Below are 22177 nucleotides of genomic sequence, written 5' to 3'. Positions count from 1 at the left end.
AGGAAAATTGGAGCTATATGTAGAATATATACAGTATTAGGAAATCAACTTACATATGGCATTAAATATTCTCCTCTTCGGGTATTATAGAAAGGAAGAGATAGAAAAGGAGCTTGTAACAGTGAACATTAGTAATTTTTCTATTAAAAGGCCTGTTTTTACAATAGTTACGATGATATTAGTCATTATATTAGGTGGCGTATCATTATTAAAAATACCTATTACGCTTATTCCAGAATTACGTCCACCAATAGGCATCGTTGTTACCAATTATCCTGGTGCAAGTCCAACAGAGGTTAATGAAAAAATAACGAAGCCTTTAGAAACAACGCTCGCCACCTTACCGGGGATAAAAAAACTACAGTCTACCTCTCAAGAAGGATCCAATTTAATTATTCTCGAGTTTGATTGGTCAACTAATATTGAAGATGCTCAGCTCGATATTTTACAACGAATCGATATGACCCCTTTACCGAATGGTGCTGAGAAACCTAGCTTTTTAAAATTTGATCCATCACAATTTCCTATAATACAACTTTCACTACGGGCAGAAAATGACAATGTAGATGTGCGTTTACTGGCGGAAGCTTTGGAAAAAGAACTTCGTCGAACAGCAGGTGTCGCAAGTGTCAATATTTCCGGTAAGCTAGTAGAAGAAGTTCAAATAACTTTAGATGAATCGAAACTAGTTGAAAAAGGATTAACCCAAGCAGATATTATTCAAGTTATTCAATCGAGCAATGTTTCTCTTCCTGGTGACCCAGTGTTAACAGCAGATGGCAAGATGTTAACTACGCGGATTTTAAGCACTTTAAATTCGCCAGAAAGCATTGCTGATTTAATCATTTCAATAAATCCACTAGATGGTAAAGCATTAACAGTTGGAGAAGTTGCAACTGTTGAGCGCACAGAGCAAAAATCCGTAACTACAACCCGAGCAAATAATCATCCTGCGGTATTAATGTCTGTGTTACAGGAGTCGGGTGCTAATACGGCAGAGGTTTCAAAAGCTTTTAAAGAAGCTTTAAATGAATTGTTAACGAAGAAGCAATATCAAGGAATCGTTGCAGACGTGCTAGTGGACCAAGGAAACTACGTGGACTTGGCGATTAGTAATATCGGATCTTCTTTACTTTTAGGTGGATTATTCGCAATGTTCGTATTATTCATCTTTCTACGTAGTGTGAAAAGCCCTATTATCATTGGTATTGCGATTCCATATTCAGTTATTGTTACATTTGTTTTAATGTTTTTTGCCAATTTCTCGCTCAATATTATGACATTAGGGGCGTTAGCGCTTGGCATCGGTATGCTGGTTGATAATGCTATCGTCGTTATTGAAAACATTGAACGACATTTAGGACTTGGCAAGGACCCGTTAGTAGCAGCTAAGGAAGGGACAAAGGAAGTGGCACTTGCGATTACTGCTTCCACTCTTACAACTATTGCAGTATTCATTCCTGTAATGTTTATTGAAGGATTGATAGGGCAAATTTTCACAGAATTTGCGTTAACTATTTCCTTTAGCTTAATTGCTTCGTTAGTCGTTGCGTTAACAGTTGTCCCAATGCTTGCAAGTCGCCTTTTAAAAATGAAATCAACGAATATTTATGAAAAACGTAATGAGTCATCCTTTTACAAGAGCTATAAAACATCAATTATTTGGGTATTGCGTCATCGTATGTTAGTACTAATCTTAGCAGTTGTCTGTTTTGGACTTTCTTTGTTTGGACTTATGAAAATTGGTACAGAGTTTTTACCGCCAACCGATGAAGGATTTGCATCCGTTAGTGTAAGTCTTGAAAAAGGGGTAGCAGTATCAGAAACAGAAAAAGTTGTTGCGAAAATTGAGGAACGTTTGAAACGGGAGAAAGATGTTGACGTATATGTTAGCTTAATCGGTGGTACACAGCAGGCACAAGCACGAGGACAAACAAGTGCAAACCAAGCAGAGCTATATGTAAAGCTTGTCCCTTTAGCAGATAGGAACCGTTCGATTTTTGAATTTGTGGAAGAGGTTGAACGAGATTTACATGCAGAACTAGGTGAGCAAGTTGAAATTAACTTCAATGTCTCAACGACAACTGGTTCGTCACCAAATACATTAACGTTTAGGTTAACAGACTCTGATGAGCAAAGGCTTCATAGTTCTGTTGATAAAGTACAGAAGGAGCTATCAAAGGTACAGGCCATCACAAAGGTATCTACAGATTTAGATATTACTGTAAAAGAAATTCAAGTCGAAGTAGACCGAAAGAAGGCGAAGGACTACGGATTTGTACCTGCACAAATTGCGCAAACGGTCAATCAAATGACGAAGGGTCAGCTAACTACGCAAATAATGGCAGAGGATGGTGCTGTATTGCCTGTTTATACAGGCTTTGGACAAGTATTTAATGATAGTATCGAGTCATTAAAATCGATGCAGCTTCGTTCACCTGCTGGTTTATTTGTAAAGTTAGAGGACATTGCGACAGTTTCTGTACAGGAAGGACCAGTATCGATACGCCGTTCTGATCAGGCAGCTGCGGTTGCATTTTTTGTCGAGTATGAAACGAAGGAATCGCTAGGGGGCATCTCAACACAAGTAGACAAAGCATTGGAAAAAGCAGATTTACCATCTGAAACTCAAGTTGTCTTTAGTGGAGATCGTGAGCTTTATGATAGTGCGATTAATGATATGCTGTTAGCCGTTGCATTAGCAATAGTACTTGTATATATCGTAATGGCTGCACAATTTGAATCATTCAAATATCCATTCGTTATCATGTTCACAGTACCATTAATGATTATTGGCGTTGCATTTGCAATGTTTGCTACGAACACGCTAATTGGTGTGACATCTGTTATAGGCATCTTAGTACTAGTTGGAATTGTCGTGAATAACGGGATTGTACTTGTTGATTACATTAATCAACAAAAAGCTAGGGGAATGGCGACGTATGATGCGATTTTACTGGCTACACAGGATCGACTTCGACCAATATTAATGACTGCACTAACAACAATCTTAGGATTGCTACCACTTGCTCTTGGCATTGGAGAGGGAACAGAGATGAATCAACCGATGGGGATTGTCGTAATCGGAGGACTTGTGACATCAACTTTGTTGACATTATATATTGTACCGATTGTTTATAGCTTAATGGATAAAGAATCTAGGAAGATGCGGTAAGTTCAGGGGGGATGAAAGATGGGGGTTCATTTTTTTACAGGTTTTCCGGGTTTTATTTCAAGTCAATTAATACGAGAGTTATTTCGAAAAAAACAATCACAGGAAGTCATCGCTATTGTTTTAGCTGGTGAATTGGTAAAAGCAAATTTAGAAAGAGAAAATATAGTAGCAGAGTTTCCTAACTGTTCTATTCATCTTGTCGAGGGAGATATTACATTACCGAATCTCGGTCTAGAAAACAAAGCCGCACAGGAAATTGTACCTCAAATTGAGGTGCTCTGGCATCTAGCTGCAATTTATGATTTAGCAGTACCACGCGATATCGCATGGAAGGTAAATGTGCATGGTACGACGATGGTCAATGATTTTGTTCGAACACTTCCGAACTTAAGACGCTATATGTATTTTAGTACAGCGTATGTAGCAGGAATACGTGAAGGTGTTTTGCGTGAAAACGAACTCATTCGCCCGCCAGCATTTAAAAACCATTATGAGGAAACAAAATTTGAAGCTGAGCATCGAGTAGAGGATTTGAAATCAGAAATACCGCTGACAATTATTCGACCTGGCATAGTACGTGGACATTCTGAAACAGGAGAAACTATTAAATTCGATGGGCCTTATTTCATTTTAAATATGGTGGATAAATTAAAATGCCTTCCGTTTATCCCGTATATTGGTCAATCGACATCAACAATAAATGTGGTGCCAGTAGATTACATTATAAACGCTTCGACTTATCTAGTGGATGAAAAATGTGCTGAAGGGAAAACTTTGCATCTAACGGACCCAAATCCGCATCCTGTACAGGAAGTGTATCGTATGATGGTAAAATTATTAACTAACCATTATCCTAAGGGGCGATTTCCGTTAACGCTAGCAAGAATATCTTTACAAGTGCCGCTTATTCGACAAAATCTAGGTGTTGAGCAAGAAACTTTAGACTACTTAACTTGGAATGCTAAGTTCGATACATCAGAAGTAGTTACTATTTTGAAAAAGGGTAATATTACATGCCCCGATTTTTTACAGACTATGCCTAGAATGATTGATTTTTATTTAGCGCATAAAGAAGATAAACGCTATCAAATTCAAATAAGGTGAAGCAATCGGGCGTTTGTGGACAGTTTATGGCCTATCTAGCTAATAAACAAGTGATTACTATAGGCGTGTTGATTAAGAAAATATAGGTTTATTATTGACTGATAAAAGGATTTTTTGTTTATATTTTTTTATTGTATGCCCATTTTAACTGATTGGAGCGTAGGACTATTCGATTCCCGCCCGCAGGAAAGCGAGAAACCCGTAGCGGAAATCAGAGCCTTCTATTAAAAGTGGGTAGATAATTTTGCTACTCATATATGATAGTGCTATAATAAGTTAACAGAAGAAAAACCTTCGACGTTTTGTCAAAGGGGAGTAGCTAACAGATACGAGCGATGTATCTGGATTACATTCGTCATTACATGGTTTTTACCATCGGGTGTGATAAGCGAGTAACTCTATACTAGTGGTAGTTCAACTTCTTACAGCAAATGTTTAAACATCCGCTGTAAGCTAGTAATAGAGGGGTACTGATGAAGTGTCAGATATTTATTTGCTAAGCGAGACCTTTGCCTTTTTATAAAGGCAGAGGTCTTTTCTTTTGTACTCGTATAATAATGACTATTTTGGGTATACAGAGCTTTAGAGGAGGCACATGAATGGAATCAATTTTATTACAATACGGTTGGGTACTTATTGTACTTGTAGTATTAGAAGGGTTATTAGCAGCAGATAATGCAGTGGTAATGGCCGTGATGGTGAAGCATTTACCACGAGAGCAACAAAAAAAAGCATTATTTTATGGCTTATTCGGCGCGTTAATTTTCCGATTCTCAGCACTCTTTGTCATTACAGCATTAGTGAATTATTGGCAAATTCAAGCATTGGGAGCGGCTTATTTATTATTCATGTCCGCCAAAAATATATATGACTTGCGTTATAAAAAGGATTCAGAAGAAGAATCTAGCGAAGAAGTGAGGAAAAAGGGCTCTGGTTTTTGGATGACTGTGCTTAAGGTAGAGGCCGCGGATATTGCATTTGCTATTGATTCTATGCTTGCTGCAGTTGCCATTGCCGTATCTTTACCGCATTTAGGGAACTTTGATATAGGTGGCATCAATGGTGGACAATTTATCGTCATGTTACTTGGAGGATTTATCGGAGTCATCATGATGCGATTCGCGGCTCAATGGTTTGTGAAAATATTAAATGACTATCCCTCACTTGAAACTTCAGCGTTTTTAATTGTAGGTTGGGTAGGTGTGAAGCTTGTTGTGTTAACTTTGTCACATGAGAAGGTGGGTATTTTACCTGCAGAGTTCCCACATTCTACTGCGTGGGAGTTAACTTTCTGGGTTGTATTAGTGGGCATCGCATTAGTAGGCTATTTAGTAGGAGTTCGTCATAAAAAACAAGTTCAATGATCTTTTAGAGGAATAGTTGTAGCTATTCCTCTTTCTTTTTTTGAGTATTTTTTCTATACTAATATCTATCGAGTTTAGCATCATATAAGGAAGGGGTTGTCAAAGTGCCCTGGAAAAGATCAAAAAATAGACTTGTCACACCTTTTCAGGTACTTGTCTCTTATTATTTTATAGCTATAGCGATTTCCTTCCTGTTACTACGGCTGCCAGGCGTTCATCAAGAAGGTGTAAAAGTTTCATTATTAGATAGCTTGTTTACTGCAGTAAGTGCAGTTAGCGTAACAGGTTTAACAACAATCAATATATCTGAAAGCTATACAACATTTGGGCTCGCGATGGTTCTTGTTATTTTACAGCTTGGCGCAATTGGCATTATGTCACTTGGTACCTTTGTGTGGTTACTAGTTGGGAAAAAAATTGGTATGCGTGAGCGTCAATTGATTATGATCGATCATAATCAATACAATTTGTCAGGGGTTGTTCAATTAATTCGGGAAATATTGAAAATCTTAATTGGTATAGAATTGATGGGTGCATTAATTTTAACTTTACACTTTACAAACTATTTTGATACTTTTCAAGAAGCTTTGCTTCATGGTGTCTTTGCCTCCGTTTCAGCTACTACAAATGGTGGCTTTGATATAACAGGTATGAGTTTGCTTCCGTTTCATAAAGATTACTTTGTTCAAGCGATAACAATGGTGCTAATTGTGCTTGGCGCAATAGGCTTCCCAGTCTTAATTGAAGTGAAAACCTTTTTACTTAATCGCCATGATAACTTCCGCTTTAGTTTATTTACGAAAATAACAACTTCCACTTATGCAATTTTATTTGTGGTAGGGGCTGTCGTTATTTTATTGCTTGAATCATTCCATTCCTTTAAGGGGATGTCTTGGCATGAGGCTCTATTTTCTGCAATGTTCCATTCTGTTTCAACACGATCAGCTGGACTTACGACATATGATGTAACAACCTTTAGTGAAGCGACAGATATTTTTATGAGTTTTTTAATGTTTATTGGTGCCTCACCAAGTTCAGTTGGTGGTGGGATACGTACAACAACGTTTGCCATGGCTATTTTATTCCTAATTACCTTTTCACGAGGAAGAGAGGATATTCAAGTATTCGGCCGTGAAATACATTTAATTGATGTATTCCGCTCGTTTGTTGTTATTTTATTGGCATTCTTTATGGTGTTAGTTGCGACAATTATTTTACTTATTACTGAGCCACACGCATCGCTGATTCAAATAATTTTTGAAATTACATCAGCGTTCGGAACGTGTGGGATGTCTTTAGGAATCACCTCCGACCTATCGGTAATTGGCAAAATTATCATTATAATTTTAATGTTTGTTGGTCGTGTCGGTTTAATTTCCTTCCTTTACTCTTTAGGTGGTGGAGGTAGAGGTAAAAAATCAAGTTATCACTATCCTAAAGAACGAGTTATTATTGGATAAAGTACTAGGAAATTAAAAAAGAGCTAATGTAGCTCTTTTTTAATTTCCTTAATATTTTCCGGTTACCTATAAAAGCTTATTGAAATTCGTAAATGAAAACTGAGGATTTTAAAGATTACCTCAATAGAAAATCTATTCATAAAACTAAAAAATTGCTTTCGCCACACAATTGTCGAAAAATTTTAAATTGTTTTTCCTGGTTATTATGGTTGCTTTATAGGTAAAATTTACAAGGATAGGGTAATGGTGGTTTGATAATTTCGTACTAAATTTTTTTAGGATAATTGTAATGCCTCTAAGAACATCTGTTAAGCATAATAAAGCTATGGTTTTTACTTACAATGGATTCAATTAAAAATGTAATTGTTTCGTTTTATTGTAGGTTATAGGAAATTTAAGTATTCTTTATGAATGAAAAAAACGCTAGTCCTATATTTATTAATGGACTAGCGTTTCTTATTATATAGAGTGGATTGTTGCAAAGTATGGTGCTTGACCGTGACGGAAGTAAGTTAAAAGATAGCCGTTTTTTTGTACAATTTTGCCATTTGAGAAATTTTGGAAATCTATGTGATGTGGAATAATGAGCGTATGTTTAAACAACTCTTTTTCAGATAGATTGAAGCTGGCAAATTCCTCACCTGCAATTGCAGGGTTTTCACGTAAAGCATTATAAAGTGCTTTTTGTTGTTCCTCTGTAGGGCGCTCCTTCCACCATAATTTACGTGGCTGGAACTGCTGTATCATTAAATAATCTAGTTGCATTAGGCTTTGAATGATAGTTAAATTAGCACCTTCTACAGTTTCTAAAAACATTAATAAACGACGGAATAAATCCTCGAGCTGATGACCGATACGCGACCAACCTTTTGTTTCCCAATAAGTACCGAAATTTTGGAAGAAATCAAATGGTGTTTCAAACACTTCAGTTACTAAGTATTCAATCGTATGGTCCATACGGTGATCGTTCCAATATTTCTCAAGTACATCCTCTGCATGTTTAATGCGTACTATATCATCAAACGTTAAGACATTGTTGGAGAAAATCTCGTAAGGGGATAGATCCACATACGTATAGCCGAATTTTTCAGCCTCTAGACGCAGGCCTGTACCGCGCAGAAGTTTAAGGAATCCAAGCTGTAATTCTTCTGGTCGCATTGCGAAAACGTCATTAAAGGTTTGACGGAAGCTTGCATAATCCTCTTCTGGTAAACCAGCGATTAAATCTAAATGCTGATCAATCTTTCCACCTTCTTTGACCATCGTCACTGTACGTGTTAGCTTTTCAAAGTTTTGACGGCGCTGCACAAGAGTATTTGTTAAATCATTCGTTGATTGAACACCAATTTCAAAACGGAAAAGACCTTTTGGTGCGTTATCATTTAAAAACTGGATAACCTCAGGACGCATAATATCAGCGGTAATTTCAAATTGGAATACAACCCCTGGCTTATGTTCATCGATTAAAAACTGGAACATTTCCATGGCATAGCTGCGACTTATATTAAATGTACGATCAACAAATTTAATAGTACGCGCACCGTTGTCCATCAAAAATCGAATATCTTCTTTTATTTTTTCTCGGTTGAAATAACGAACCCCTACTTCAATAGAAGATAAACAAAATTGACAGCTAAATGGACAGCCTCGACTTGTTTCAATATATTGAATTCGTTTGCTTAGATGAGAGAGGTCCTCTTCAAAACGAAATGGACTTGGCAATTCACGTAAATCTACTTTTGGTGCTTGTGCGTGAATTCGTACTTTACCATCCTCTAAGTAGCAAATCCCTGGAACATCGTCTAATGCAATTTCTCCATGCAAATAGCGTAGTAACTGTTTAAAGGAAGTTTCTCCTTCACCCATAACAATGAAATCAACCTCTTCAATTCTACGTAACCAATGATGGGCATCATAAGAAACTTCAGGTCCCCCGAGCAAAATTTTAACATTTGGACAGACAGTTTTTAACATCTTGATGACGTGAATAGTTTCTTCAATATTCCAAATATAGCAACTAAATCCTACGATATCAGGTTTTTTTTGAAACAAATCTGATACAATATTAAAAGCAGGATCTTTAATTGTATATTCTGCAATAATTGGATTAAATTCTGGTAAAGCTGCACCTTTTAAATAACGCAATGCTAAATTTGTGTGAATATACTTTGCGTTTAATGTAGTTAAAATAGTATTCATGCAATAATCTTCCTTTCAATTTCTAATTGTAACAGTCAAGTAGCTGTCATACAATATAATCCTTTTTACCTATTTATTTTGTGAACAGTTCGTGAAATAATTTTTATACTTAAATTTACTAAATTTTGTAATAATAGAATCGTACAGTCATAAAGTATAGTAAAGGCTCAAAATTCGATTAAGAGGTTTTTCACTCTTTTGAAAGGTTCGGTGAGAAAGTTGAAGCAAAATGATAGTAATCAATGTTTTGGAAATCTTATGACAAGTACTTCGTCACCAACACTTACTCTTAATAAAGCAGGGAAAATTTTAAACGTGAATGAGGCTGCTATTCAACTTTTTAACCTTCATTCAACGTATATTGGTTATTTAACTATGGACGAGCCATCTAATTTAAATTGGGCGAAGTTCGTCAAACAATTAGAAAGTGATTTGAGATCAGAAGAAATCTTCAATATTCAAACAGCTGGAAATGAGTTTGAAATGATGTCTTTCAAATGTTTTTATGATCCAAACACAGAAGAAATTGTTGCGCAAATTTCAACGTTAAATAATGACATAGCTCATGAATTATATGTTAGTCAAGAGCAGGAGAGATCACAATCTTTCAATGCTTATGATCACTTACCGTACGCCGTAATTATAAGTGATGCTAGCGGGATAATTCTTGGGCTAAATAAGTATGCTGAAATGTATTTGAAAATCGAAAAATCGCAGCTTCTTCATAAGGCACATCAGCACATATTTGATGCATTTACGTTGAAGAAAGGTCAAATTACTGCATACCTTTCTAAACTGATGGGTGAAAAGCATGCAAGTATTCATGTAGTTGATGAAACTCAAGTTACTAGCACTTGCTATTATGAAATTTCAAGTATCTTTGATGAATATAACAATATTATTGTCACAGTCATTAATGATGAAACAGAAAAGAAACAACTTCAACATAAAGTTGAACATCAGCAAGCTTTAAATGTTGTCGGTCAAATGGCCGCAAGTATCGCCCATGAAATTCGTAATCCATTAACTTCTTTAAAGGGCTTTACCGAATTGCTAAAGCTAAATGCTGATGAAGAGTCACGCATGTATTTATCTGTCATCGATAGTGAACTCCAACGGATGGAACAAATTTTATCAGAGCTTTTAGTATTGTCCAAGCCAACAAGTATGAAAGTTGAATTATTGGAGTTAGATAACATTGTGAAACAAGTGATTGAGTTTATGCTTCCAGATGCGCTTATGAAAAATATTATCATTCAATACATTTCTACTTCTACACAAGTATACATTGGTGGCAATGAAAATCGCTTAAAGCAAGTATTCATGAATCTTATTAAAAATGCGATGGAATCCATGAATAACGGTGGAACGATCACGGTAGAAATAAATGTTATTGACTGTGCGATTGTAGAATTACTGATTAAAGACGAAGGTACCGGCATGGACAGTGCTACCCTTCAAAACTTATTCCAACCTTTTTACACGACGAAATCAACAGGGACAGGACTAGGCCTTGCTTTCGTGAAAAAGGTGATTGAAGAGCATGAAGGCGTAATAGGTGTGAATAGTGAATTACAGAAAGGGACATGCTTCCACTTACAATTCCCAATTTACACATTTAATCAGATAGATAAAATGGACGTATCTACGAAAGATTCTGCTTATTTAGTAACATAAAAAGATTTATAATGGTTGCATAAATCGCCATAATAGTACACAAAATCAAATATTGCTTTTGACAATGCTTTTCTAATCTCGCTATAATGGCATAAATAGCGAATTGAGAGGAAAAGGATATGACGTCAGAAGAAATAAAGCAATCATTAAAATTATATATTGTATTATCACGTGCACATAAAGCGATTAATGAGACGACCCATCAATTTTTTCAAGAGAATGGATTAAACCCTACTGAATTTGCTGTATTAGAGCTTCTTTATCATAAAGGAAGACAGCCATTACAGCAAATTGGCAATAAAATTTTGCTAGCTAGTGGGTCTATTACGTACGTCATTGACAAACTTGAAAAAAGAGGGTATTTATTACGTGTGTCTTGTCCATCAGATCGCCGTGTTACCTATGCAGAAATTACAGATAAAGGTGAAGCCTTTATGGGAGAACTATTTCCAAAACATGAACAGCATTTACATGAATTGATGAGTGTGCTATCTGTTGAAGAAAAAGACCAAGCTATCACGTTATTAAAAAAATTAGGACTGTCTATTAAGGATTTGTCTTATTAAAAAAAGTTGTCTCAATGAATTTGAGGCAACTTTTTTTTATGGAAAGCAATGACAAGGTTTCTAGAATGCCTGTTGAATCATTTGCGTCGGAAATAAGGGCAGGAGAGAGCAAAGTAGAAGGTTAAGTATGCTGTCCTGTGTTAACGCCCTCGTGACCGCCCCTAGCCGCTCATCGGACAATCTCCCCAGTCGGAACGTAAATCAACCTCACATTAAGCTATAAACCTTATTTAAAATAAAGGCTGTTGTCGTAAAGATTATTACTATTCAACTCCCATGAAAGTACTTAATCATCTTTCATTTTCTATGATGTAGCGCTAGTTTTTTGCTACATGGATGGCTAACGGGGCAGATTATTTCAATGTTTATGATTTGCATTGTTCTAGAAAAAGATTAACCATATAGATCACACCTCACTCCGTTTTGTTATAATTAACAAAAAAGGAGGTATTATATGGAATTAACCGTTTTGGTAGATAATAATACTTTAATTGATCGCTATTTTTTAGGGGAACCTGGGCTTTCTTTTTTTATTAAAGAAGGTGATAAGCGTATCCTTTTTGATACCGGCTATTCTGATGTCTTTATCAAGAATGCAGATAAAATGAGAATTGATTTAAGAAATCTCGATTATGTTGTCTTGTCGCATGGGCATGTGGATCATACATGGGGACTGACGCATTTAATTAGACTACATATGGAAGCAAAAAATGAAGAAATACTACACAATACTCCTAAGATTATTGGGCATCCAGTGGTTTTTAACACTAAACTATTTGATCCTGTAGGAGAGATAGGGAGTATCTTATCTCATGAAAAGTTAAGTAGACACTTTCCAGTCCGATTAACTAAAGAACCATTATGGCTAACAGATCAACTAGTATTTCTAGGGGAAATTAAAAGAATATTTGATTTTGAAGGAAAAGATTTTATAGGGCAAGTTGTGACAGATCAAGGGAGTGTTAACGACTTCGTTTTGGATGACACAGCAATCGTTTATAAATCTTCAGAAGGGTTAGTTATTATCGTTGGATGTGCACATTCTGGGATATGTAACATTATTGAATATGCCAAAGAGGTATGTCAGGAAGAAAGAGTAGTTGATATTATTGGAGGGTTTCACCTATTAAATCCGACGAAAGAGCAGTTAGATAATACAGTTCGTTATATAAAAGATCTTGAACCTACTAAGCTTCATGCTTGCCATTGTACAGATTTACACTCTAAAATAGCTCTTTCGACAGTTGCTCATTTAGGAGAAGTTGGAGTAGGATTACAACTTTCATATCTATAGTTTTAACTTAGTTAGCTAATAAAAGCGCTACAATTATTCCACTAATGAAGGCATGAGTTTAAGAACAGTTGCCGAAATCAACTTTTCTTATTAAGCAAAAGGTACAGTTATGTTGAACAAGGGGTTAAGTTGAATAGTTAATGCACATAAGCGTAATGATTCGCTTTCTCATTTTGATACTAATAATATTTATCAGACGTGTTGATTAGGAAAAAATAAGTTTATTATTGAGCGATAAAAGGATTTTTTCGTTACCACTTTGCCAATATATTTCCATTTTAACTGATTGTAGCGTAGGGCTACTCGACTCCCGCGGGAAAGCGAGACAGACGAGACCCTGCACGGAGCGAAGCGGAGGAAGCGGCTCGACGCTCGCCCGCAGGAAAGCGAGTAGCCCGTAGCGGAAATCAGCCTCTTTGGATATATAAAAATGGTTAATCAACACACCTGAATATTTATATTTTCTTAAGAGTTATAATAAGAGATTCTTAAGATTTATCTACTATACTTCAGTTATAGCAAGGAAGTAAAACAAATTTAAAACTTGCGATTACAGGAGGGAAAATATTATGAAATCAACGAAAATATTGGGATTAGCGTTAGTTGGGATATTGAGTACTGGAGGTGTTACAGCTATTGCACATGCATCAAATAATATAGTGCCAAAGAATACAGTAATGACTGAACAGGCTGTTGAACAAGACAGTTACAAAAAAAATAAACTTAAAGAAGTAGCACTTAATGCTTTTCAAAAGAATTTTAATGAAACAATAGATACTAAAAACTTTTATGAAAGAAACAATGAGTTTTATGAGATAGACGGGCACAAATTTTATATAACAGGATGGAGTAATAAAAATAGTAAATTTATAAATGGAAATACAGCCATTCAATATACTGCAGTATTAGACGCTGAAACTAATAAGATAGTAAGTCTACAGTATCATCCAGGAGAAGCTAAAAATCAAAATTATAAGGATTTTTCTTATGATGAAGCAAAAGATTTAGCAACTAACTTTGTTAAAGAGAATAACATATTAGATGGTAAAAGCTATGAATTTTCAGAAGAACAAAGTAAAGAAGTAAATGCAGCTAAAGATTCAAAAGAGGATTGGTACTATCATTTTTATTTTAAATATGATGGAGGAAAAACATGTTTAGTTAATGTAAATAAAGACCTTAAGAAAGTAACTGAAATTACGTTAGATGAAGGTCAAGATCAGGGATAATGATGTACTACGTAAACCCTCGATATACATGATAAAATTCTTAAGTTGTGACGAGATATTCTTATAAGAACACAAAGGACTTACTGTTAAAAGTAAGTCCTTTTTCATCTAACCTCGTATTGAGCTCCCATGAAAGAACTTAATCATCTTTCATTTTCTGTGGTGTAGCGCTGGTTTTTGCGCTACATGGATGGCTAACGGGGCGATTGTTCAATTTGAGCAATCGCTTTTTCACTAACGATGCAGTTTACTTCAACAACAAAAATATATAATCGTGAAATTTTAAATAGCTTAATTTGCATAATTAATTATGTAAATCATTTACATCTAAATAATAATCAGTTATACTGATTATCATACTTAATGATTATTTGATGGGAGGTGTAAAATTGAGTAATATATTTAAATCATTTGGTTATTTAACTGGTAAAGTAGGCCAAATTTTAGAAGAAGATTTTATTGAACAGTTGAAGCCTTATGATATAAACGCAAGACAATTTGGAGTACTGATTAGAATAAAGGAACGTCCTAATACATCTCAGAAAGAAATTGCAGAAGATTTAAAAATAGACAGAACCTCTATGGTGGATCACGTTGATCATCTGGAATCTCTTCACTATATAAATAGAGACAAAAACTTGAAAGATAGAAGATCTTACTGTCTTAGGCTTACAGAAAAGGGTGAAAAGACAATAATCGAATGTTGGGAGTTAATGAATCAGTCTGAGAGAAATGTACTGTCGGCATTAGAGGATGAGGAAAAAGAAGCTTTTAAGAAGTATTTAATAAAAATAGTGAAAAGAATAGGAGAAAAATAAAAATGAATCAAATCTCATATTTCAAAAATCGTGTTGAATCAACGTACAGTCCTATGGATTATATGATGAAGAAAAAGGAACAACCAGAAAATTATTTATTAATTGATGTAAGGAATGGCGATCCTGCTTTGAAAAGAGAAAAAATTCAAGGTGCTTTAGAAATTCCGCTTTCAGACTTAGAAAGTCGTTTAAATGAAATACCTAAAGATAAAGAAATCGTTTTGTATTGTTGGGATGTATGGTGTAATACAGCTGCAAAGGCTTCAATAATGTTAATTGAAAACGGATATTCAGTAAAGGAATTGAATGGTGGTATAGCTGCTTGGAAGACTATGGGATTCCCATTGGTTTCATTATTAAATAATGAACAGTCGAATTGTGGTTGTTAAAGAATAAAAAAGCTTTGACTTTATTTCCTTGATCAACTAACGGATGCTTAAGGGCAATAAGGATATATGAGCATGTTTTGAAAAATGATTGATCAAAACATGCTTTTTATATTTTATATTTGTTCTCATATAAAGGATAAAAATTTAATAAGACTTTACAAAGTCACAATCGCATTAATAATTTGTCTGAAACAGGGAGGAGAATAATTAACAAGTATCTTTTCTATCACTATTTATTAAATTCTAATTTTTCAAGTATATGTAACGTTTCTTGTAAAAATAAATTTTGTTCTTCTTTACTTTCTAACAAAATACCATCTTCTACACGGTCAAAACGAAACGCACGTATAGTGGCTTTTGTGTAAGCAGCATAAGTTCTTTCTAATTCATTTAAGGGGCGTTCTTTGTTATATGAATCAATAAATAATTTAAACCGCTCTGTTTCATTTAATTTACCTTTGTAGGGGACATGCCAAGCATGATATACACCAACTGCAATACATTCATTTAAATAAACTTCATTTCCAGCTAGATTAAAATCATAAATTGCCAGACTTCCTTGATATTGTTTTAACATGTTGTAATAACAAAAATCACCTTGAATCGCCCCTTGTGGTAAATCACCCCAAATTAGCTTTAATCTTTGACGATAACGGGGCAGGTTAATTTAAGAAGCCATTGAAAAGAAGGGGATTTTTTTAGAAGAAAATCCTTAGTTATTAAGTACTTCTAACACATTTATTAAACAGTTATACTTAGGACATATATTCATTTTAGAAAGGATTTTAAAAATGGAAATAGAGAATTTACTTAGAGTTAAGACACGATGGGAATTAAGAGATTGGCTTGAGGAAAATTCAAAAACAGAAAGATTTTGTTGGGTGATAGTAAGTATAACGGAACAATCAGAAGTGATTCAGTATTTAGATGCAGTTGAAGAAGCATTATGTTTTGGTTGGATTGATGGCATAAAGAAGAAAATATCAGATTCTGAACTTGCTCAAAGGCTCTCCCCAAGAAAGAAAAACAGTAATTGGACAGAATTAAATAAAGAAAGAGTAAGGAGATTATATCAATTAGGTTTGATGAAAGAAGAAGGACTGATAGTTCTTCCTGATATGCGACCTGAATCTTTTACTATAGATGCAGATATTGAAACTCGTCTGAAAGAAGATGACCAATTATATCAAAACTTTATAAATTTTCCTGAACTATACAGAAGGATTAGAATTGATACGATACAAAGTTATAGAAATGAACCCAATATTTTTAATAAAAGATTGGATAAGTTTATTGAAAATACCAGAGGAAATAAAATGTACGGTCAATGGAATGACAATGGTCGCTTAATCAATTATTAAGGGAAGGAAATGAGAATTGAAATTAGAACGTTTGATATCAATCATATTCAAGCTCTTAAATAATGAGATTTTGTCAGCTTCTAGTTTAGCTGATGAATTTCAAGTATCACCACGGACAATTTATAGGGACATCGAAGCTATTTGTGCTGCTGGAATACCAGTTGTTTCTTACCAAGGGACTAACGGAGGATTCGGTATAATAAAGGGATACAAATTTGATAAAAGCCTAATGGGTTCTTATGACATTCTGAATTTAATTACAGTATTAAGTAGTTTATCGAATATTTTTAAAGATAAAGAAATTGAACATACGATAGATAGGCTAAAATTACTGGATACAAACAGTAATAATAAGTCTTTATTGGTTGACTTGGAAAGCCATAGAACAGAACCCAATTCATTAATGAATCTGCGAAAAGCTATACATAAAAAAAAGGTAATCCACTTTAATTATGTAAGCAATAAAAATGAATTTACATCTCGTGAAGTAGAACCTATTCACCTTCATTATAAGTTCCGTAACTGGTATATATATGGTTATTGTAGAGAACGTCAGAACTATAGAGAATTTAGATTATCACGTATGATGGATGTCACTCTGACACAAGAAAAGTTTCTACAAAATCACGAAATTAAAGATGAAGCATTTTATTCAAACCGTAATCTGGTGGGTTTTGAGGATGTAGTAATCTGGGTAAGTCCTAATTCTTTAGCAGAAGTATTAGATCAATTCCAGAATTCTTCAAAAACCATTAACGATGACGGAAGTATGACAATTACAATTTCTGTTTATCAACCTCTACAGGCTGGATGGCTTAAATCGATTCTTTTAAGCTTTGGTAGCGGTGCTAAAATTGTAAAACCGATGGAACTGCAATCAATTTTAATAGATGAGGCAAAAAAAATAATAAAAGTTTATGAAGATATATGACAAGCTGCTGTCATATATCTTTTTTTATAATCTAGATATCGACTTTTAAAAAACAGAGCTAAAGGAGTAGATGTTAAATGAATCATGCAAAAAATATGTATAAGTACCATCTTTGGGCTAATAAGGTGTTACTAGAAAGAATAAAAGAATTACCAAACAATGTCCTATATAAAGAGGCTAATAGTTCATATCCAAATATTGCTCAAACGTTTAGCCATATCTATGTAGTAGATGTAATGTGGTTACAAGTACTTAAAGGAATTGGTATGCAAGAAGCATTGGAAGCTTCTATGTCATTATTAGAAAAGACTAATTTATATTCTGTAGATGAATTTATTCAGTCTTTCGAAGAACTAGCTTCACAGTATGAAGAATGGATGAATAGCCAAAAAGATTTAGAACAAAAAATTAATTTGAATAATCCTTGGTCAGGTGCTAGAGAGACTGCATACTCAGAAATTTTATTTCATGTTGCTAACCATGGTACCTATCATCGAGGTAACATAACAACCATGCTAAGACAACAGGGGCACGCTTCAACAATGAATGACCTCTTTTTATATTGGTATCAGAGTTAGGTTAAATAGTGTAAATTAATGATAGTTCATATGAGAATCCAATAAAATATTCAGTTGCTTTCTATAATAAATGTCCTTTAATTCATCTAACGGGGTGCTTTAGTTAAGTGGAGCAAAGTCTTAAAAGACTTTGCTCCTTTTACATTTAAAAGTACTTCTGATAATACTCTTTCCTTAGCCTCCCGCTTAATTGAGCGTAGATCCTAGTCGTTTCGCTTTTCTCATGCCCCATAAGACTTTGTATGACTTCTATGGGAGCTCCATTGTTCAACAAATGAGTTGCATAGCTGTGTCTAAGTTGGTGTGGATGAATTTCTTTATTGATTTCAGCACGATTTGATATCCGCTTGATGATGTATCGCATTTGGGCAACACTCATTTTATGTGGCTGCCTTACTGTCACAAAGATGGCAGGATTATTGTCAGTACGGCTTTCAATATAACGTTTAAGCCATATGTCACAACGCGTATTAAAATAAACCTCCCTTTCCTTATCACCTTTTCCTCTAACGATTGCGGATTGATTGGACCAATTAATATGGTTCTTTTCTAACGCAACTATTTCTCCAATTCGGCAACCAGTAGAAAACATGAATTCGAAAATCGCTTTTTCCATTGCGGAATGACAGGATTCACGGAGGTGTTCAATCTCCCGTTCGGTTAAATACTTGGGTATCCGCTTTCCTACTTTCGGTTCTTTAATTTTGGAAGTTGGATTCTTACTCAGGTATCCTTCTTCATGAGACCAACGAAAAAATGATTTCATAAAGCGAATACGGTGTGCAAGACTAGCTGGTTTTAAGTGCTTGCCGGATATAGCAAGATACTCCTTCAGTTGATTGGTGTCAAGCAATTCCATCTCTATATCCTTAAAATAACCAATTAATAGAAAAGACTGTAACCGGTAGGCCTTCAGCGTTTGTGATGAAAAGCCCTCTATTCGTTTATCAGCTTCAAACAAAGTCCATGCTTTTGACAGTAACAATTCCATCCCCCCTAAAATAGTAATATAAAAGGGATTATTGACAACTTAATAGAATTCTAGACATAAGGAGTGATTTTACTAACGGTGCAGTTTAATTTAATTAATTAATCAATTAATTAATTAATGAAAGGGAGTCTTTAGGTCTCATTCGACACTTACTTCGACATAATGAGAACAAAAATATCCATGATATTCAGAATAACTTGAATACCATGGATAAACAGTGATATTTCCTATAAAGTTAATGGGTAAATGTGTATCCTTCAAATACTTTTAGCCCTTCGGCATTTAAAACTTGTTCAACTAAGATCGGCTTATTTGGGCTTTTTTCAATAACTTCTTTACACGAAATCATTATATTACTGCCTGCAATTTCTGCTAGTTGATCGTGTGATACACTGTAGACTATTTTTCCTAAATTAGACCATACCATAGCCCCTGTACACATTACGCAAGGTTCACAGCTAGTATATAAAGTATATTCACTAAGATCAAAAATATTGTTCTCAGAGCAAAATGTGCGTATAAGTCCAATTTCAGCATGGTGTGTAGGATCACAATTACTATTTATTTCATTTTCACCACACATCACAATTTTGTTATTTTTTACCAATATAGCACCGAATGGTTCATTACCATCTTCTCTAGCTTTTAAAGCCATTTTAATGGCTATTTCCATAAATTGTTCATCTTTTTGTGTCATAAATAAAACCTCCTGTTAAATACATTATTACGGAAACTTACACAGTTTGATTATAAAGTGTAATAGAAAATAAGGTACTTATTTGACTAACGGGTGCAAGAGTTAAACAAGGTGGTGCACCGGTAGCATCTTGTTTCTTGTTGAGCTAACGGGGCAGAATAGTTCAATAAGGGTTTGGATTATTTTGGTATAATCTAATTAAATGAGACTGAGGGGGTTGAATAAATTTGTATAGCAAATAAATTATGAAAGATACAGAGAGGTGATTTTGATGGAAAGTGATCTTCAAGTTATTCGCAAAGAATCGAGGCCAATAATCTTTACGCTTATATTAGTCATAGCTACTTTTGCAGTTTTCTTTATTAGTCGTTTCGTGAATGAACCATACCTAACTATTTGTTTATGGCTATTAGCATTAATAGATATTGGATTTATTGTTTCAATGGTGATGGGAATTAGAACTAAAAAAACAAATATTATAATTTTAAGTGTCTTTGTCAATAGTCTATGTTTTGTAATTTTGACTATATTTTTATTATTAGTTAGCTTTGGGATAGGAATTTCTGAAGCATAAAAAAGCCGAATATCTCGGCTTTTTAGAAATAAATCTTTTCGAATCTTTTCTCACTGAAACCAATGACTTCTTCATTTTCTATTGAAAAGGATAAACCAGTCTGCACAATTAGTTGGAATGATAATGAAGAAGAGATTATCTAAGAAAGTAAATAATGAATAGTTATCTTATAAAAATACCTCAAAATTATTAATATCATATGTAGTTTGAAGAACTTATTAAACTAACGGGGGCTTTACTTGAAGAACATGGAGTTGCATAGGCAGCTCTTTTTTATTGAACTAACGGGGCAGGATAGTTTAATATGATATGTTAAACTTAATGATTCAGATGGGCTATTTTTACCTATATAGTAATATGTGGATAAGAACGATTGGGAGTGTTAATTTGATAGAACAAATTTTGAAAAAGTATTTGAAAGATAAATATGGTGATTTTACACCTGTTCGTTTAACTGGGGGATATACTAATGCAACATTTTTATTAAATGGAACGAATCTTCCTTTAGTTGTTAAAGTGGCAAATTCTTTCAACAAGGATATTAAAAATGAGGTCAATTGTTTAAAAATCACTCAAAAAACAGGTGTAGTTCCGAAAATTTATGACTTTATTGAAACAGATAATGTTCAGTTAGTTGTAATGGAGTACCGAAAAGGTAAAAATGGACAATCTATTTTAGACAACGATGAGTTAGAACGAACCAAAGATTTGTATAAAAGTTTAGGGGAGTCTCTTTCTAAAAGTACCCACTCCATGAAATATAATTTTGTCTCAAAAGGAATAAAGGAATGTAATTTACAAGACCTAAACTTAAACTTAGATTTTGTCCCTGAAAACCTCAAACAAATTTCACAAGGGGTATTAATAAAAATCAACGATACAAAGGAAGAATGGGTATTAACACATGGGGATTATGGAATGCACAATGTTTTATATACAGACAATAATAGCCTTACCGTCTTAGATTGGGAATGGTCTGAATGGGCAAATCCATTAACAGATATTGGTTGGGTATGCTGGTTTACTAAACTTCATTATCCTAAACATGCTCCTTTATTGAACTCCTTGTTTATTGAAGCGTATAAAATAAATACTCCTATTGAATTATCTCCTGAAAAACTAAAAGCATATTGTGTATATAAAGTTTGGAATGTATTAAATAAAGTCAAAAATGCACAACAAGATGTAAAGCAGGAATGGATTAGACGTTTAAAGTGGACAATTGAATCAGATATTTTTTAATTCCGATTTATTCGACTAACGGGGTGCTTTACTTGTGCGAAATGTTCCTAGTTCAAATGGATGATGGTTACATCAATCTGGTAAAGGCTAGGCAGTTCCTCTCGGAATTGAAGGGTTATATCGAAGAATCAAATGATAGGGTAACGCCTAGAAGGGTTCTCTCTTAGTCGAATAGCACTTGATTTAGTAAGAATTACAGTGTTATAAGCTCGGTGAAAAGGCGTAAGAATTTACCGTAACAGTTCGGCTGTCGAAAGCCTACCCGCGGGGGTGGTGTAAATCATGATGCTTGAGTTGAATGAATATGGTGAGAATGCGAATGAACCTAAAATAAAAGGTTAAGCTGACAAACTTCTGAATGTACGGGTCTATAAGCACGATACATAGAAATGTGTATATCACCAAATTGTGAGGTTAGTTGTGGGTGAGTAAAACTAACTAATATGAAAATCCATGATACGTTACAGGCGTATGAATACTAACAGGCTTAGAGGAAGCACCTAAGTTCATTCCATAATAGATATAATT

19 protein-coding genes are annotated in these 22177 nt (G+C 34.4%); 15 read left to right on the top strand and 4 right to left on the bottom strand.

Going from position 1 to position 22177, the window contains the following annotated elements:
* Positions 1–121: 121 nt before the first annotated feature.
* From AMS59_RS09685 to AMS59_RS09670, 4 genes are all read left to right on the top strand, one after another.
* The gene (locus AMS59_RS09685) at positions 122–3175 is read left to right on the top strand and encodes an efflux RND transporter permease subunit (protein WP_053483644.1); all 3054 of its coding nucleotides are present in this window, start codon (positions 122–124) and stop codon (positions 3173–3175) included.
* Positions 3176–3193: 18 nt separating this feature from the next.
* Positions 3194–4279 (top strand): SDR family oxidoreductase, encoded by a 1086-nt coding sequence (locus AMS59_RS09680; protein ID WP_053483526.1) that lies wholly within the window; start codon positions 3194–3196, stop codon positions 4277–4279.
* Between the two features lie 599 nt (positions 4280–4878).
* Complete coding sequence (locus tag AMS59_RS09675; RefSeq protein WP_053483525.1) at positions 4879–5643, top strand: TerC family protein; 765 nt, start codon at positions 4879–4881, stop codon at positions 5641–5643.
* A gap of 104 nt (positions 5644–5747) precedes the next feature.
* Positions 5748–7103, top strand: coding sequence for a TrkH family potassium uptake protein (locus AMS59_RS09670; RefSeq protein ID WP_053483524.1), 1356 nt, complete (start codon positions 5748–5750; stop codon positions 7101–7103).
* Positions 7104–7562: 459 nt separating this feature from the next.
* Here the strand turns inward: AMS59_RS09670 and AMS59_RS09665 are convergent, their stop codons facing one another.
* Positions 7563–9302 carry a B12-binding domain-containing radical SAM protein gene (locus tag AMS59_RS09665; RefSeq protein ID WP_053483523.1) on the bottom strand — a complete coding sequence of 580 codons (1740 nt, stop codon included), beginning with the start codon at positions 9300–9302 and terminating at the stop codon, positions 7563–7565.
* A gap of 210 nt (positions 9303–9512) precedes the next feature.
* On the opposite strand from AMS59_RS09665, the gene AMS59_RS09660 reads away from it, so the two are divergent.
* The 6 genes from AMS59_RS09660 to AMS59_RS09635 all read left to right on the top strand — a co-directional run bounded on the left by AMS59_RS09660 (position 9513) and on the right by AMS59_RS09635 (position 15275).
* Complete coding sequence (locus AMS59_RS09660) at positions 9513–10979, top strand: ATP-binding protein (RefSeq protein WP_234007728.1); 1467 nt, start codon at positions 9513–9515, stop codon at positions 10977–10979.
* A gap of 119 nt (positions 10980–11098) precedes the next feature.
* Positions 11099–11545 (top strand): MarR family winged helix-turn-helix transcriptional regulator, encoded by a 447-nt coding sequence (locus AMS59_RS09655; protein ID WP_053483521.1) that lies wholly within the window; start codon positions 11099–11101, stop codon positions 11543–11545.
* A gap of 454 nt (positions 11546–11999) precedes the next feature.
* Positions 12000–12839: an MBL fold metallo-hydrolase gene (locus AMS59_RS09650; protein WP_053483520.1), complete on the top strand. Its 840-nt coding sequence runs from the start codon at positions 12000–12002 to the stop codon at positions 12837–12839.
* 569 nt (positions 12840–13408) lie between these two features.
* On the top strand, positions 13409–14068 hold the full coding sequence (locus tag AMS59_RS09645) for a hypothetical protein (RefSeq protein ID WP_053483519.1): 660 nt from the start codon (positions 13409–13411) through the stop codon (positions 14066–14068).
* A 389-nt stretch (positions 14069–14457) separates the two neighbouring features.
* Positions 14458–14886, top strand: coding sequence for a MarR family winged helix-turn-helix transcriptional regulator (locus tag AMS59_RS09640; protein WP_053483518.1), 429 nt, complete (start codon positions 14458–14460; stop codon positions 14884–14886).
* 2 nt (positions 14887–14888) lie between these two features.
* On the top strand, positions 14889–15275 hold the full coding sequence (locus AMS59_RS09635; RefSeq protein WP_053483517.1) for a rhodanese-like domain-containing protein: 387 nt from the start codon (positions 14889–14891) through the stop codon (positions 15273–15275).
* Between the two features lie 229 nt (positions 15276–15504).
* On the opposite strand, the gene AMS59_RS09630 is transcribed toward AMS59_RS09635, so the two are convergent.
* A complete protein-coding gene (locus tag AMS59_RS09630) occupies positions 15505–15852 on the bottom strand; it encodes a hypothetical protein (protein WP_053483516.1) in 348 nt (115 codons plus the stop codon).
* Positions 15853–16066: 214 nt separating this feature from the next.
* On the opposite strand from AMS59_RS09630, the gene AMS59_RS09625 reads away from it, so the two are divergent.
* The 3 genes from AMS59_RS09625 to AMS59_RS09615 all read left to right on the top strand — a co-directional run bounded on the left by AMS59_RS09625 (position 16067) and on the right by AMS59_RS09615 (position 18145).
* Positions 16067–16636 (top strand): YdeI family protein, encoded by a 570-nt coding sequence (locus tag AMS59_RS09625; RefSeq protein ID WP_053483515.1) that lies wholly within the window; start codon positions 16067–16069, stop codon positions 16634–16636.
* Between the two features lie 16 nt (positions 16637–16652).
* On the top strand, positions 16653–17567 hold the full coding sequence (locus AMS59_RS09620; RefSeq protein WP_053483514.1) for a YafY family protein: 915 nt from the start codon (positions 16653–16655) through the stop codon (positions 17565–17567).
* A 77-nt stretch (positions 17568–17644) separates the two neighbouring features.
* Positions 17645–18145, top strand: a complete 501-nt coding sequence (locus AMS59_RS09615) for a DinB family protein (protein ID WP_053483513.1) — start codon at positions 17645–17647, stop codon at positions 18143–18145.
* Between the two features lie 145 nt (positions 18146–18290).
* Here the strand turns inward: AMS59_RS09615 and xerA are convergent, their stop codons facing one another.
* Both xerA and AMS59_RS09605 read right to left on the bottom strand, forming a co-directional pair.
* On the bottom strand, positions 18291–19130 hold the full coding sequence (xerA, locus tag AMS59_RS09610; protein WP_053483512.1) for a site-specific tyrosine recombinase/integron integrase: 840 nt from the start codon (positions 19128–19130) through the stop codon (positions 18291–18293).
* 241 nt (positions 19131–19371) lie between these two features.
* A complete protein-coding gene (locus AMS59_RS09605) occupies positions 19372–19833 on the bottom strand; it encodes a nucleoside deaminase (RefSeq protein WP_053483511.1) in 462 nt (153 codons plus the stop codon).
* A 271-nt stretch (positions 19834–20104) separates the two neighbouring features.
* Between AMS59_RS09605 and AMS59_RS09600 the strand changes: the two genes are divergently transcribed.
* Together AMS59_RS09600 and AMS59_RS09595 are read left to right on the top strand one after the other, a co-directional pair.
* Positions 20105–20407: a hypothetical protein gene (locus AMS59_RS09600; RefSeq protein ID WP_053483510.1), complete on the top strand. Its 303-nt coding sequence runs from the start codon at positions 20105–20107 to the stop codon at positions 20405–20407.
* A 387-nt stretch (positions 20408–20794) separates the two neighbouring features.
* Positions 20795–21649, top strand: coding sequence for an aminoglycoside phosphotransferase family protein (locus AMS59_RS09595; RefSeq protein ID WP_053483509.1), 855 nt, complete (start codon positions 20795–20797; stop codon positions 21647–21649).
* The last annotated feature ends 528 nt before the right edge of the window (positions 21650–22177 follow it).

The sequence above is a fragment of the Lysinibacillus sp. FJAT-14745 genome (genome assembly GCF_001275675.1).
Taxonomy (GTDB): domain Bacteria; phylum Bacillota; class Bacilli; order Bacillales_A; family Planococcaceae; genus Lysinibacillus.
Note: the sequence above shows the minus strand (reverse complement) of the source record. Positions and strands in the feature narration are given on the sequence as shown.